The organism is Streptomyces sp. R41 (genome assembly GCF_041053055.1).
Taxonomy (GTDB): domain Bacteria; phylum Actinomycetota; class Actinomycetes; order Streptomycetales; family Streptomycetaceae; genus Streptomyces.
On sequence record NZ_CP163443.1, the window covers coordinates 1272785 to 1288022 of the forward strand.

Annotated in this window: 1 protein-coding gene; it reads right to left on the reverse strand. The window is 73.7% G+C overall.

The window, feature by feature from the left end:
* Window positions 1–60: 60 nt before the first annotated feature.
* Entirely contained in the window at window positions 61–15210 is a 15150-nt protein-coding gene (locus AB5J53_RS06230) for an SDR family NAD(P)-dependent oxidoreductase (protein ID WP_369244602.1), read from the reverse strand.
* Window positions 15211–15238: the final 28 nt, after the last annotated feature.

Below are 15238 nucleotides of genomic sequence, written 5' to 3' on the forward strand. Positions count from 1 at the left end.
AGCCCTTCACGTTGTGCCTCGTCCTCTCGCTCATTGCTGCCGACGGCCGAAGCCGCCCGGTCACCGGCGCTGCCAGGAACGGAATGCCCGCAGGTGTTCCGGTGTGGCCACGCTCTCCAGACGCTCGTCGTCCTGGTCCCCGCCGCCGAGCGCGGCGAGCAGACGACGAGCCGGTACGTTGCGCGGGGTGCGCTCCGCCGTCAGCCGGACCTTGGCGCAGCCCAGCTCGTCCGCGCGGACGGCCAGCCACTGCAACAGGCGTTCCTCGACGCCTCGGCCGAGCGCGCGGCAGCTCATCAGCCAGGCCAGCACGTCGAGTTGGTCGCCGTCCGGGCGGACGGCCAGCAGGCCGATCTGGCCGTAGTCGCCGAAGCGGTCCCGGGCCGCGACCGTCCACACTTCGCCGTTCTCCCGCCACCGGGCGAGATCGCCGCCGTCGGCCGACCGGGCGCGGAGGGTGAACTGGTTGGTACGGCGGACGAGTTGATCGGCCCGCTGGACATCGGCCTCGGACAGGGCCCGGATGTCGACCTCCAGCTCCAACTGGGCGAGGAACTCCTCGAAGCCGGCCTGTTCGCGCACGGCGTCCCGTTCCCGCTCCTGCTCGTAGAATTCCGCCCGCAGCGCGTCCTCGGCCGTCGCCGCCGCCGGGACCAGCGGCCACAACCGGCCCAGGAAATCCTCCAGTTCGGGCGCCGGCGGGCAGGTCACCGACAGTACTTGCGGCAACGCCGACCGCACTCCCCCGATCTCGACGGGGTTGTCGTCCAGGAACAGGAAGCTGTCCAGACCGAGGTTGAGCGTGCGCGCCGTCTCGGCCAGACGGCCCGACTTCGGGCCCCAGGTGGCGGAGAGCACGCTGAAGTGCTCCGCCTTCAGCAGGCTGTCGGGGCGCTCCAGAACGGCCCGGACCGTGTCCTCGTCGTTGTTGCTGACCAGCGCCAGCAGCGCGCCCGCGGCACGCCACTGCAACAGCCTCCGCGCCAGCAGGGCCCGGGGACCGGCCAGGTCCACCGCCTCCGTGCCGATCTCCCCGGCGACCCCGCCCCACAGGGTCTCGTCGCCGTCCACCGCGATCACCTTCGGCGCGGGCCGCCGCACCGCCCGTACGACCTCGGCCAGTCGCAGCGCCACCGCCGCCTGGAAGCGCGGGGTGAAGGGGAGGTGAGCCAGCCGCTCGGTCCGCTCGTCGAAGGGTTCCTCGACGGCGTGGTGGCGCGTCCAGTCGTCGGGGCGGAGCACCGCGATGCCGGGCAGCTCGGCCAGTTCGGCGGCCATCTCGCGCTCCCAGCGCGCGAGCCGCTCCTCCTCCCGTACGGACGGCAGGAAGCCGACGATCAGCGGCTTACGGGTCCGCTCGGACAGGGCCCGCAGCGCCGCCGGGTACTCGGTGCGCAGCTCGGCGAGCAGCGCGTCGTCCACCGGGCCGAACCGTTCCAGGTCCACCGCCCGCAACAGCACCACGCCCACCGCCGTGGTGGGGTCCGCGAAGACGCCGGACGGGTCGCGCAGGCCGGCAAGCACCTGGTGGTACGGGGCTTCCGCGACCGTCGGACCGCCGTCCCGCGTCCCCTCGTTGGCCGCGGCCTGGCACAGCAGCGGCAGATCGCCGAGCGCGAAGGTGGCGGCCAGGGCGAGCGAGGGGCGCGGGGAGGCAGCGGGCTCCTCGGCGGCCGTGGCTCCAGCCATGGCCCGAGTTTCAGCCACGACCGGGGCGACCTCGAGCGTGGTACCGACCGCTGCCATCGGATCCTCGACCACCGTACGGACCGCTGCCATCGGATCCTCGACCGCCGTACGGACCTGCGCCGCCGGAACCTCGACCGCCTCCGCGAGCAGCCGCACGAACTCCTCCCCCAGCCCGGTGGAGGTCGCCGCGTCCAGGATGTCGAGGTTGTGGTCGAGGCGGACCCGGCCCGCGTCGGGGGTCATGGTGATCATCAGGTCGAGGTCGGTGTAGCCCGTCCCGGCCGGCAGCACCTCAAGGTTGGTGAGGCGGCCCGCCGAGGATCGTACGTAGTTGAAGTACACCTCCACCAGCGGGGCATTGGCGCGGTACAGCCCCTGCTGGGCCAGCGTCGACAGCACGTCCGAGAACATGGCGCCCTTGGCGAGGACCCGGTCGAGGCGGCGGTCGGTGCGGCGCAGCACCTCCTCGATCCGCTCGCCCGGCCGGGCCTCGGCCGGGAACGGCACCGGCACTCCGAAGAAGCCCACCGCGTCGTACGCGTCGGCGTGGATGCGCGTGTCCACGGGCACGGCGAGCACGAACCGCTCCCGCTCCCGCTTGCGCGCCAGCAGCACGGTCAGGGTGCCGAGGCAGAAGGCGGCGGGCGTGATGGCGAGCCCGCTCGCGGCCGCCGACACCCGCTCCATGAGCCCATCGGGGATCGCCACGGTCACACTGCCGGCCCGGTACGAACGCGCCGCAGGGCGCGGCCGGGCCAGGGTCAGGTCAAGACGCGCGCTGCCGTGGAAGGCCTCGCGCCACTCGGCCGCGCCCGCGCCGGGGGCGTCGCCGCTCTGCTGGGCCTCGATCAGCAGATGGATGTCGCGGTTGGTGACGGCGTCGCCGAGCGAGGTACCGGACAGCTCGGCGTCGATCTCCCCCGCCACCAGCAGCAGCGACTGCAGATCGCTCACCGCGTGGTGCGCGCCGAACACCAGGACCTGGCCCCGCACACCGCCGTCGAGCAGCTCGAACCGCCACAGCGACGGGTTCGCCAGGTCGAACGGCGGCTCCAGCAGCCGGCGCAGACCGTCGACGGCGTCGAGTTCGCCCTCAGCGGTCGTCCAGCTCAGGACCGGCTGCGCCACATCGCGTACCACCCGCAACTGCCGTCCGCCTTCTGCACTGTTGACGACCGCCGTGCGCAGGGCGGCGTGCCGTCCGGCGAGCCGGGTGACGATGTCGGTGAGTGTCTCGCGGGTGGTCGGCGTGGCGAGCCGTACGGCCAGGCCGACGCCGTGCGCCGCGTCCGGCATGCCGGGCTGGGCACTGCGCAGCAGCCGTACGACATCGCGGGTCGCGGGCCGCAGTTCGCTCTCGGGCACCTCGACGGCGGCCTCGGCCTGCGGATCCTCCTCATGCGCCGCGGTGTTCCGCTCGGGGAGCGCCTCGCCCAGCGTCCGTGCGAGGCTGCGGACATCGGACGCCGAGAACACGGCGGCGGCGGGGAGCTCGACGCCCAGCTCGCGGGCGAAGGCGTTGCGCAGCCGCACGAGCATGAGGGAGTCCAGGCCCAGTTCCTTCAGGGCCGAGGTCGCGAAGACGTCCACGACACCTCCGGAGACCTCGCCGACCCTGGCCCGTACGTACGCTTCGAGCCACTCGGCGCGGTCCTGGTTTGTCGTCGCCGCGAACACCTTCTTGACGAGGCCGTCGGAGTCCGCCGTGCCCACCGGGACGGTGACGAGGTCGCCCAGGATCGGGCGGGTGCGCGCCGCGTCCGGGTCGAGCGCCAGCATCTCCCAGTCCAGGGCGATGGGCGCGAGCTGGCGGCGGGAGGTCGCCAGCACCCGGTCGAACAGTTCGCCGCCGTCCTGCGGGGAGAACGCGACCAGTCCCGACCGGCCGGCCTCGGCGGCCCGGGCACCGGACTCGGTGACCATGCCGACGCCCTCCCAGGTGCCCCAGTCCAGGCTCAGCGCCCGTCGGTCGGTCCGGGCGAGGTGGTGTGCCCAGGCGTCGAGGAAGGCGTTCGCCGCCGAGTACGGGCTCTGCCCGGCCGAGCCGAGGAGACCGGCCGCCGAGGCGAAGAGGACCAGGTTCCCGGCTTCCGGGATCAGCTCGGTGAGCAGGGCGGTGCCCAGGACCTTGGGGGCGAGGACGCGCAGGACGCGTTCGTCCGTCAGGTTCGCCACCGTGGCGTCGTCGAGGACACCGGCCGCGTGGACGACTGCGGCGATGGGGCCGGCTTCACGTCGTACGGCCTCCAGGGCGGCACTCAGGCCGTCGCGGTCCGCGACGTCGGCGCGGGCCAAGTGCACGGTCACGCCGCGCTCTTGGAGGCCCTTGATCCAGCCGGCGGTGTCCGCGTCGGGCGTGCCCCGGCTCATCAGCGCCAGTCGGCGGGCACCACCGCGGACCAGTCGTTCGGCGACGACGCGGCCGAGGCCGCCCAGACCGCCGGTGATCAGGTGGACGCCGTCCGGGGTGACCTCGGCGTGGCCGCCATCGTCAGGGCGGGTGCGGGCCAGGCGCGGCACCAGGCGGCCCGACTCCCGCAGCGCGACCAGGCGTTCGTCGTCGGCGTGCCGCAGCTGGGTCCACAGGGCGTCGGTGCCGTCGGTGCCCGGCAGGTCGATCAGCGTGGTCGACAGCTCCGGGTACTCCTGGGCCACCGCGAGCCCGAAGCCCCAGGCGAGGGCCTGCTGAGGGTGCGTCACCTGAGTGCTGTCGCCGGCCGCCTGACTGCCCCGTGCGACCACGAACAGCCGGGGGGCTCGGCCCTGCGGGCGGTCGGCGAGCGTCCGCACCAGGTGCAGGGTGCTCAGGCAGCACAGCCGTGCCGCCTCCTCGGCCGTACGGGCATCCCCGATCTCCGGCGCGTCGAGCGAGGACAGCTGGACCACGCGCTCGGGCGGCCCGTCCGTGAACGCCTCGTCGAACAGCCGGGCCAGGTGCTGAGGATCGGTCGGGTCGAGGATGTACCGGCCCGGGGCCTCCAGGCCGAACTCCTGGCCCCTGCGGGCGATCACATGCGGCACCGACGAGCCGAGACGCTCCGCGAGTTCGGCGGCCACCCCTGTCTCGTCCGCCAGGATCAGCCAACTGCCCTCGGCGGGCCGCTCGTGCGCGTCCGGGCGCGGCTGCCAGCTGGTCTCGAAGAGCGCGCCGTCCAGCGGTGAGAGCGCGGCCAGCTCGAACTCCTCGGCCTCCAGGACCAGTTGTTCGTTCTCGTCCCAGAGCCGCAGGTCCAAGGTCGCCGTGTCGCCGTCCACGGACCGCAGTGCGCAGGTCACCCACGTGGGGGTGGTGCGTAGTCCGGTGAACCGGAGCCGGCCGACCCCGGCGGGCACGAACGCCCGGCCCTCGGGCGCGTTGCCCGGCAGGGCCGCCACGTGGAAGGCGGCGTCGAGGACCGCGGGATGCAGCAGGTGGCCGGCAGCGGGCTTGTCGGCCAGCCGGCCGAGCGCCGCGGAGTCCGCGCGGCGACCCGCTTCCAGACCGCGGAAGGCGGGGCCGTAGTCGATGCCGAGTGTGGCGAGTCGGCCGTAGACGCCCGACAGGTCGACCTCTTGCGTGCAGTGCTCCCGCAGCGCGGCGAATCGTGCGTCGGCCACGGGTTCCATGGCGCCGACGGCGACCTGCCCGACGGCGTGCCGCTCCCACCGCGTACCCCGCTCCCCCGCAGCCGCCGAAGCGATGGTGAAGTCCCTGAAGCCGTCCTCGGCGGGCCGCAGGACGAGTTGCAGCCGTACGGGCCGGTCCGTGTCCAGCCGCAGCGGCTGGATGAACCTGACGTCGGCCAGCCGCACTTCGCCGCCGCCGTGGAGAGCGGAGGCGCCCTCCAACGCCATGCCGAGGAAGGCGGCGCCGGGCAGCCAGACCTCACCGGTCACCCGGTGGTCCGTGAGATAACCGAAACGGCTGTCGCGCAGGTCGATGTCGCTCTGGAAGATGTGCCGTTCGGGCTCGTCGCTGGCCTCGATGTGCGTGCCAAGGAGCGGCGACGCGCCCGACGCTGCGGCCGGGGCGGGCGCGAGCCAGTGGCGTTCGCGGGCGAAAGCGTACGTGGGCAGGTCGATCCGGCGGCCCTCCCGGAACACCACCGGCCAGTCGGGCGTGTGCCCGGCCTCGTACAACTCCCCCAGCCTGCGCAGCAGAACGTCGCGCCCGTCCTGCTGCCTGCGCAGCGAGCCGACGCCGACCGCGTCGATCCCGGCCTCGGCGGCGACCGCCTCGATCGACGGGATCAGCGAGGGGTGCGGGCTCAGTTCCACGAAGTAGCGGTAGCCGTCGTCCAGCATCCGTCGGATCGCGTCCGCGAAACGGACGGGTTGCCTGAGGTTGGCGAACCAGTACTCGGCGTCCAGTCGGTCACCGGGTACGGGTTCGGCCAGCACCGCCGAGTACAGCGGGGTCGGCGTCCGCGTGCCCCGGACGCCGGAGAAGCGGTCGAGGAGCTCCTCGCGGAGCGGGTCCATCAGCGGGGTGTGCGAGGCGAACGCCGTCGACAGCCGTCGGACGGGGATCGCCCGCTCCTCCAGGTGCTGCCGCAGCTCGGCCAGCGCGTCGGTCTCGCCGGAAACGGCCGTGGAATTCTGGCTGTTGACCGCCGCTACGAACAGCCGGTCCGCGTACGGGGCGAGCAGCTTCTCGACCTCGGCGCGCGGCAGCTCGACGGCCTGCATTCCGCCGTGCCCGACCAGTGGTACGACCGCCTGGGCGCGCCCGCTCACCACCGTCACGGCCTCGTCCAGGGTGAGGGCGCCCACGCTGTACGCGGCGGCGATCTCGCCGAGACTGTGCCCGACCACGGCGTCCGGGGTGACGCCGAGCGCACGCCACGCGGCGGCCAGCGCCGCGTTGACCGCGAACAGCACGGGCTGCAGGTACTCCGTCCGGTCGAGAGGGGAGAACTCCTCCGGCGCCCGCAGCACGTTGAGCACCGACCAGCCGACGTGCCGCCGTACCGCCTCGTCGACGCGGGCCAGCTCATCCCGGAACGCCTCCGAGTCGGCCATCGACTCCAGGCCCATGCCCGGCCATTGACCGCCGTGCCCGGCGAAGACGAAGGCCACTTTGCCCGTCTGCTCCTCGCGCGGTGGCGCCAGGGGTTTCCGTCCGGTCGCCAACGCGTCGAGCACGGTGCGCAGTTCGTTCGCGTCGCCCGCAACGATCGTGGCGCGCCGCTCGAAGTGGCTGCGGTGCCGCGCGAGGGTGTGGGCGATGTCCGGCAGGGCGACGGTGTCGTCCCTCAGGTGTTCGGCCAAACGTGCGGCCTGCCCCCGGACCGCGCTCTCACTCCGCCCGGAAAGGACGAAGAGCCGTTTCCCGGGAGGGAGTTCGCCCGTGGGCTCTGCCTCGACCGGCGGCGCCTCTTCCACGATCAGGTGCGCGTTGGTTCCGCTGATCCCGAAGGCGCTCACGCCGGCGCGCCGGACGCGCTCCTGCGACGACGGCCAGTCGACCGCCTCCTGCAGCAGCTGGAGCCCGCTGCCGTCCCAGTCGACGTGGCGACTGGGAGTGTCGGCGTGCAGGGTGCGCGGCAGGGTCTCTTGGCGCAGCGACTGCACCACCTTCATCAGCCCGAGCACACCCGAAGCCGCCTGCGCGTGCCCGATGTTGGACTTCAGCGATCCCAGGTACAGCGGGCGGCCGGGCGGACGCGAGTCGCCGAAGACCTCCGACAGGGCGTTCGCCTCGATCGGGTCGCCCAGCGTCGTGCCCGTCCCGTGCGCCTCGACGTAGTCGATGTCGGCCGGGCCGAGTCCCGACAGCTCCAACGCCCGCCGGATCACCTGCTCCTGAGCCGGACCGTTCGGCGCGGACAGCCCCTGGCTGCGGCCGTCCTGGTTGACGGCCGTGCCACGCAGCACGGCCAGCACCTCGTCACCGTCGCGCCGCGCATCGCTCAGCCGCTTCAGTACGACCATGCCCGCGCCCTCGGCCCAGATCGCGCCGTCGGCGCCGTCGGAGAAGGAGCGGCAGCGGCCGGTCGGGGACAATCCCCGCAGGCGGCTGAACTCCACGAAGGTCTGAGGCGTGACCATCAGCGTCACGCCGCCGGCGAGCGCCAGGTCGCACTCGCCCGACCGCAGCGCCTGCGCCGCCAGATGCAGCGCCACCAGCGACGACGAGCATGCCGTGTCCACCGTCAGCGCCGGGCCGCCCAGCCCCAGCACATACGCCAGCCGGCCGGAGGCCACGCTCAGCGCCGACCCCGTACCGACGTATCCGTCCAGCTGATCGAGCCGGGAGCCCGACAGGTAGTCGCTGCCGAACATGCCGACGTACACACCGGTGGTGCTTCCCGCCAGCGCCGCGGGCACGATACCGGCGCGCTCCAGCGCCTCCCACGCCGTCTCCAGCAGCAGGCGCTGCTGCGGGTCCATGGCTGCCGCTTCCTTCGGAGTGATCCCGAAGAACCCCGCGTCGAAGGACTCGAGGTCCTCCAGGAAGCCGCCTTCCCGGGCGTACGACTTGCCCAGGGCCTCCGGGTCGGGGTCGTACAGCGACTCCACGTCCCAGCGTCCCGCCGGGAACGGACCGACCGCGTCTCGGCCCTCCGCCACCAGACGCCACAAGCCGTCGGGATCGCTCACGCCGCCGGGCAGGCGGCATGCCATGGCGACCAGGGCCACCGGCTCGTCGGACGCCGACGCCGTCGTCCGGGCTGGCTGCGTGTCGGGTGCTGTCCGGCGGGTCGTACGGCTGCCGGTAGCGAGCGCGGTGGTCAGCAGGTACTCGGCGAGCCGGGCCGGGGTGGGGTGGTCGAACAGCAGGGTGGCCGGGAGCTTGGCGCCGATGCGGGTGCCGATGCGGTTTCGGAGGTCGACCGCCGTCACCGAGTCCATGCCGAGTTCGCGCAGCGGCTGGTCGGGGCGGACGGACTCCGCCGAGCGCAGGCAGAGGGCGCGCGAGGCCTCCTCACGGACCAGGGCAAGGACCCGTTCGGCGCGTTCGGCCTCCGGCAGCCGGGCCAGGCGGTCCGCCAGGCCGTCGCCGCCGTCCCGGCCGGTGCGGGGCGCGGGCAGCAGCGAGCGCCACAGACTCGCAGAAGTACCGCCGACGGTGGTCGAGTTGTCGCGCAGGCGGGGCAGGTCCAGGGCCCAGGCGACCAGATGCGGTGCGCCGCGCCGCAGGGAGAGTTCGACGAGGTCGCGGCCCTGGTCGGGGGTGAGGGCGCGGTGGCCGAGGCGGGCCATCCGCTCCAGGTCGGCGTGTTCGGCGGCGAGGCCCTCACCCGCCCAGGCGCCGAAGGACACCGACACGCCGGGCAGGCCCAAGGACCGCCGATGGTGGGCCAGTTGGTCGAGGAAGACGTTGGCCGCCGCGTAGTTGCTCTGGCCCGCGTTGCCTACGACGCCCGCGGCCGAGGAGACGAGCAGGAAGAGGTCGAGGGGCGCGTCGGCGGTGAGCCGGTGCAGGTGGGCGGCGCCGTCGACCTTGGGGCGCAGCACCTGTGCCAGGCGTTCGGGCGTCAGCTCGGCGACCACCCCATCGGCCAGGATGCCGGCGCAGTGCACGACGCCGCGCAGCGGCAACTCATCGCCGATACGGCCGAGTACGTCGGCCACGGCCGCCGCGTCCGCGATGTCGCACGCCGCCACCTCGACCTCGGCGCCGAGCGCGGTCAGTTCCACGGTGACCTCGGCGGCACGTGGGTCGTCGGGGCCCTGACGGGAAGTCAACAGCAGGCGTGGGACGCCATGTTCAGCCAGGAGCCGGGCGATGTGCCGGCCGACCGCGCCCAGGCCTCCGCTGATCAGCACCGTGCCGTCGGCGGGCACCAGGGTGGGGCGGCCGACCAGGTCGAGGACTACGGGGCCGCCGGACGCGATCCCCCGGCGTATCGCCTCGCGGGCAGCCGTGACGGGAAGGACCCGGGTGTGCGCGGGACGCGGCTGCCTGGCGGTGACGGCCTCGCGCAGGGCCGCACCGAGCTGTTCACGGTCCACCGTTTCAGTGAGGGCGAGGGGCAGGACGGCAGCGCCGGTGAACGGCAGGTCGTCCGGGAGCACCGCGACCAGCCGCGCGTCGGCGACCGCCTCGGAGCCGGGCGCACTGTCGGCGAGGGCGACGACCCGCAGGCCGGGGGCGAATTCCTCGACGTCGGCGCCGACCTCGGTGAGCACACCGGCGCACAGTGTCTCGTCACCGGGGAGGCGGGCCGAGTTGGGGTGCACGGCGAACGCGTGCACCTGGATCCTCACCTGGCCGGGGGCCAGGGAGGCCTGGGACGCCACCGCGCGAAGAGTCGGGTCCGCCGGTAGACCGGCCAGCTCGTAGTGGTCCCCGGCCGGGATCCGCAGTGTTTCCGGCGCGCGGGCGCGCACCAGCCGGGGTACGAGCAACGCGCCCGCGCGGAAGGCTAGTTCTGGCTCGTCGGTGTGTGCGGCGGTGGCCGGCAGGGCGACGCCCACGGGATCGGCGCCGTCGAGGTCGAGCAGGGTCAGGCCGAGGTCCGGGTGTTCGGTGCGGGCGCTTCGGGCCAGGCCCCACAGCACCGACTGGGCCAGGCCGGGCACCGTGTCCCCGTCGCCGGCCGCGACCGCGCCGCGGGTCACCCAGACGGTCCGAGTCGGCGCCTCGCCCTCCGGGAGGGCGATCAGGGCCTGCAGCTCGGCCAGTGCCGTGGCCGCCAACTCCTGTGCGGCGACGGCCGGTTCGGCGTCCGTCCCCGGGCGCGGCCAGAATCGTACGAGGACGTCGGCGCCCGTCTCGCGCACCTCGATCCCCGACGCCTCAAGGCCTCGCAAGGCTGCGACGACCTCCGGGTCCGAGCGGTCTCCGACGACGGCCCAGTCGGTACCCGGCGTCCCGGTGGGCTCCTCGGGCGCCGCTGTCCAGACCACCTCGTACAGGTGCCTGCCGCTCTCCGAGCCGCCGTTCAGGTCCGCCGGGTCCACGGCCCGCAGCCGTACGCCCTCCAGTCGGCCCGCCGGGAGACCGTCCGCGTCCCACAGCGTCACGTCCAGGGTGAGGTCTGTCCCGGAGCCGCCCGATCGGCGTACGCGCGCGGTGAGTTCGCTCGCGCCGCCGAGCGGCAGGACGCAGCGGCCCACCGCGACCGGCAGCAGCACGCGGCCCTCGGACGCGTCGAACGCGGCGGTCACGTGCAGCGCGGCGTCCAGCAGCGCCGGGTGGACCGGGTACGGGTCCGCCGCGTCGCGGACCACGGACGGCAGCGAGAGCCGGGCCAGCAGCTCGCCGTCACCGGTCGCGACCGCCGACCGTACGCCCTGGAAGGCCGGGCCGTAGCCGAGGCCGAGCCCGGTGAGCCGCTCGTACGTCTCCTCGCTCCAGGCCGGTTCGGCGGCCTGCGGCCACACCGGCGGCTGCCCCGCCGTCACCGGTGCGGGCTCGGCCGCCGACGCCGTGGCGTGCAGGGTCCAGCCCATGGCCTCCTGGCCGCGCGGACGGCTGTGCACGGTGATCTCCGGCACGGGACCGGCGGTGGACACCTCGACCGACACCTCGGCCGTGCCGGACTCGGGCAGGGTGAGGGGCGCGAGGAGGAACAAGTCGGTGACGTCACCCGGATCGTCCGGGCGGGCCACGGCGAGCGCGGCGCGGCACAGCTCCATCAGTGTGGTGCCCGACACCACGGTCCGCCCGAAGACGGTGTGGTCGGGCAGCCAGTCGGCGGTGGCCGTGGACCACTCGTTGCGGAAGGTCCAGCGGGTCTCGTCCGCGGACTGCAGCTGGATGCCGAGCAGCGGGTGCGCGGCACGGTCGAAGAGGCCCGGGGCGCCGGCGGCGGACTCGGGCTCGATCCAGTAGCGCTGCGGGTCCCAGGCGTACGTCGGCAGGTCCGCCGGTTCGGCGTCGGCGACCACGCGGCGCCAGTCGATGTGCCGTCCGTGGACGTGGAGTTCGGCGGCGGCGCGGTCCAGGCAGACGGGCCCGTCCTCGTCGCGACGGAGCGATCCGACGGCGACCAGGTCGTCGTGGCCGGCGTCCTCCGCGACGGTGCGCAGTGCGGTGAGCAGGGACGGGTGGGGGCCGAGTTCGACGAAGTGGCGGTATCCGTCGGCCGCCATGCGCTCCACGGTGGGCCCGAAGCGGACGGGTTCGCGGAGGTTGGTGTACCAGTAGTCCGCTTCCAGCTCCTCGGTGACCGGCTCGCCGGTGACCGTCGAGTACCAGGCGACGGAGGTCGGGTAGGTGATGACACCGTCGAGTTCGTCGAGGATCGTCGCGCGGACCGGCTCGACCTGGGCGCTGTGGGAGGCGTAGTCGACGTCGAGGCGGCGGGCGAACACCTGCGCGCGGTCGAAGTCGGCCAACAGCGCTTCCAGCGGCTCCACTTCACCGGCGATCACCGTCGAGCGTCCGCTGTTCACGGCGGCGACGGAGACCCGGCCGTCGAATTCGGCGAGGCGTGCCTCGACCTCGGTGTGCGGCAGGGCGACGACCGCCATGGTGCCGGAGCCGGACAGCTCGGTCAGGGCCTGGCTGCGCAGGGCGACGACCGCCGCCGCGTCGTTGAGGCTGAGCGCCCCGGCGACACAGGCCGCGGCCACCTCGCCCTGGCTGTGCCCGATCACTGCGTCCGGGCGTACGCCCCGAGCCCGCCACACGGCGGCCAGGGACACCATCACGGCGAAGAGGACCGGCTGGACGACGTCCACGCGGTCCAGGGGCGGGGCGCCCGCGTCACCGCGCAGGACGGCCGCCACCGACCAGGTGGTGAACGGGCGCAGGGCGGCGTCGCAGCGGTCCAGTTCGTCCACGAACACCGGGGAGCCGTCGAGCAGATCCCGGGCCATGCCGGCCCACTGGGAGCCCTGACCGGGGAAGACGAAGGCCAACTTGGCTGCGGGCAGGGCCTGTTGGGGGCCGACGGTCAGGTCGGCGTCGGGCTGCCCCTCGGCGAGACCGTGGAGCGCGGTGAGCAATTCGTCGCGGTGGGCGGCCTGGACGACGGCTCGGTGCTCGAAGTGCGTGCGGTGGTGGGTCAGCGTCGCGGCCGCACCGGACAACGGCAACTGCGGCTGCGCCGCCAGCGCTTCGGCCAGGCGGGCCGCCTGCCCCTGGAGGGCGGGGAGGGTACGGGCGGAGAGCGGGAAGAGGATCTTTGCGGGCAGTTCGACGGTAGGCTCTTCGAGGGGCGACGGTTCGGAGAGCTCCGGCTCGATCGTCTGCTCGTCGGCTCGGCTCGGCTCGGCGGGCTGTCCCGAGCGCCTCCCCTCGGCCGAATCGTCTTCGGCGGGCCTCGGCTCGGCAACCTGCCCTTTGACCCGGCTCCGCTCCGCGGGCAGCTGTTCCGAGCGGTTCCCCGCGGCCATCTGCTCTTCGACGTGCCTCGGCTCGGCAACCTGCGCCTCAGCCTGGCTCGGCTCGACGAGCAGCGGATCGGAGTGCTCCGCCTCGGCCGAATGGTCTTCGGCGGGCTTCGACTCGGAGGCCTGCCCTTTGACCCGGCTCCGCTCGGCGGGCAACTGTTCCGAGCACTTCCCCCCTGCCGCCTGCTCTTCGACGTGCCTCGGCTCGGGTACCTGCGCCTCGGCCTGGCTCGGCTCGGCGGACAGCTGTTCGGAGTGCTTCGCCTCGGCCGACTGCTCTTCGACGTGCCTCGGCGCGGCAACTTGGCTCGGCTCGACGGGCAGTGGATCGAAGTGCTCCGCCTCAGCCGAATGGTCTTCGGCGGGCTTCGACTCGGCCAACTGCTCCCCGACAGGCCTCGACTCGGCCAACTGCTCCTCGACGGACGGCCGTTCGGCGGCCTTCGGCCGTCGAGTCTGCTCTTCGGCAGGCCTCGGCTCGACGGGCAGCTGTTCGCCTGGATCAGGCTCAGCAGTCCGCTCTTCGACTCGCCTCGGCGGGGCGGCCGGCGCTTCGACCCGCCTCGGCCCGGCAGGCGGCTGCCCAGCGGTCAACCGCTGGGCGGGCCGTCGCTCGGCTGCCGGCCGTGCCAGGTCCTCCGGCGCCTCCTCCAGCACCACGTGCGCGTTCGTCCCGCTGATCCCGAACGCGCTCACCCCGGCCCGCCGCACCCGGTCGCCGCCTCGCGGCCACACCTGGGCGCTGCTGTGCACGCGGAGGCCGCTGTCCGGCCAGTCGACGTGCTCGGTCGGGTTCTCGGCGTGCAGCGAGGCCGGGAGCAGTTCGTGGCCGAATGCCAGCACCGTCTTGATGACGCCCCCGATGCCCGCCGCGGCCTGTGTGTGCCCGATGTTGGACTTCAGCGAGCCGACGCCGAGCGGCCGGCCGGCCGGACGGCCCGGTCCGAAGACGGCGGCCAGCGCCCGCCCCTCGATGGGGTCGCCCAGCCGTGTGCCCGTGCCGTGCGCCTCGACGTAGTCCAGGTCGTCCGGCCGGAGCCCGGCGGCGTCGAGCGCGGCGCGCAACACCCGCTCCTGGGCGGGGCCGTTGGGGGCGCTGAGGCCCTGACTGCGCCCGTCCTGGTTGATCGCGGACCCCTTGACGACCGCGAGGACCCGGTCGCCGTCCCGGCGCGCGTCCGCGAGCCGTTTGAGCAGCACCAGGCCGCAGCCCTCGGCCCACACCACGCCGTCCGCGTCGGTCGAGAACGGGCTGCACCGTCCGGACGGCGAGAGCCCGCGCAGTCGGCTGAACTCGACGTGCCCGCGCGGCGTCACAAGGAGCGTCGCGCCGCCCGCCAGCGCGAGGTCGCACTCGCCGCTGGCCAGCGCCCGCGCCGCCAGGTGCAGGGCGACGAGGGAGGAGGAGCAGGCGGTGTCGACGGTCACCGCCGGGCCCTGGAGGCCGAGGGTGTAGGCGATGCGCCCCGAGGCCACACTGGACGCCGAGCCCGTGCCGACGTGCCCGTCGAGCTGCCCCAGTCCGGCCGAGGCCAGGTACCCGCTGTCGTACAGGCCGAGGTAGACGCCCGTGGAGCTGCCGTTCAGCGTCTGAGGGACGATCCCGGCGCGCTCGATCGTCTCCCAGGTGGTCTGCAGCAGGAGCCGCTGCTGCGGGTCCATGGCCGCGGCCTCGCGCGGCGAGATCCCGAAGAAGGGCGCGTCGAAGCGGTCGATGTCGGAGAGGAACCCGCCGCGCAGGGTGTACGCCTTGCCGGTGGCCTCCGGGTCGGGGTCGTAGAGCCCCTGGGTGTCCCAACGGCCCGCGGGCACCTCGGTGATGGCGTCCTCGCCCGCGACCAGCAGCCTCCACAGCGCCTCGGGGTCGTCGGCGCCGCCGGGGAAGCGACAGGCCAGGGAGATGATCGCGATGTCGTCATCGGCCCGCGCGGCCGTGCTCGCCGACGTCGCGTCCGCCGCCGTCGCGACGGCAAGCCCGTCGTCGAGAACCGCCTCGGCGAGCGCCGCGATCGTGGGGTGGTTGAAGACGAGGGACGGCTCCAGGGACCGTCCGATCAGCGTGGACAGCTCCGCGGCCACTGTCACCAACTGACGTGATCCCAGGCCGAATTCGGCGATCGGACGCTCGGGGTCGAGGGTCAGCGGGTCGAGCCCGGCCTCCTCGGCGACGGCCGACACAAGCCAGGCCCGCACACCCTCGGAGTTCGTGACGGACGTCTTGGGGGTCTGCTTCGGGGAGTCGTTCGCAGGCATCTGGAAAAGGTGTCCTCATGAACTCGGG

Coding starts and splice junctions, on each gene's coding strand:
- AB5J53_RS06230 (WP_369244602.1), bottom strand. CDS start 15,210: ATGCCTGCGAACGACTCCCCGAAGCAGACCCCCAAGACGTCCGTCACG.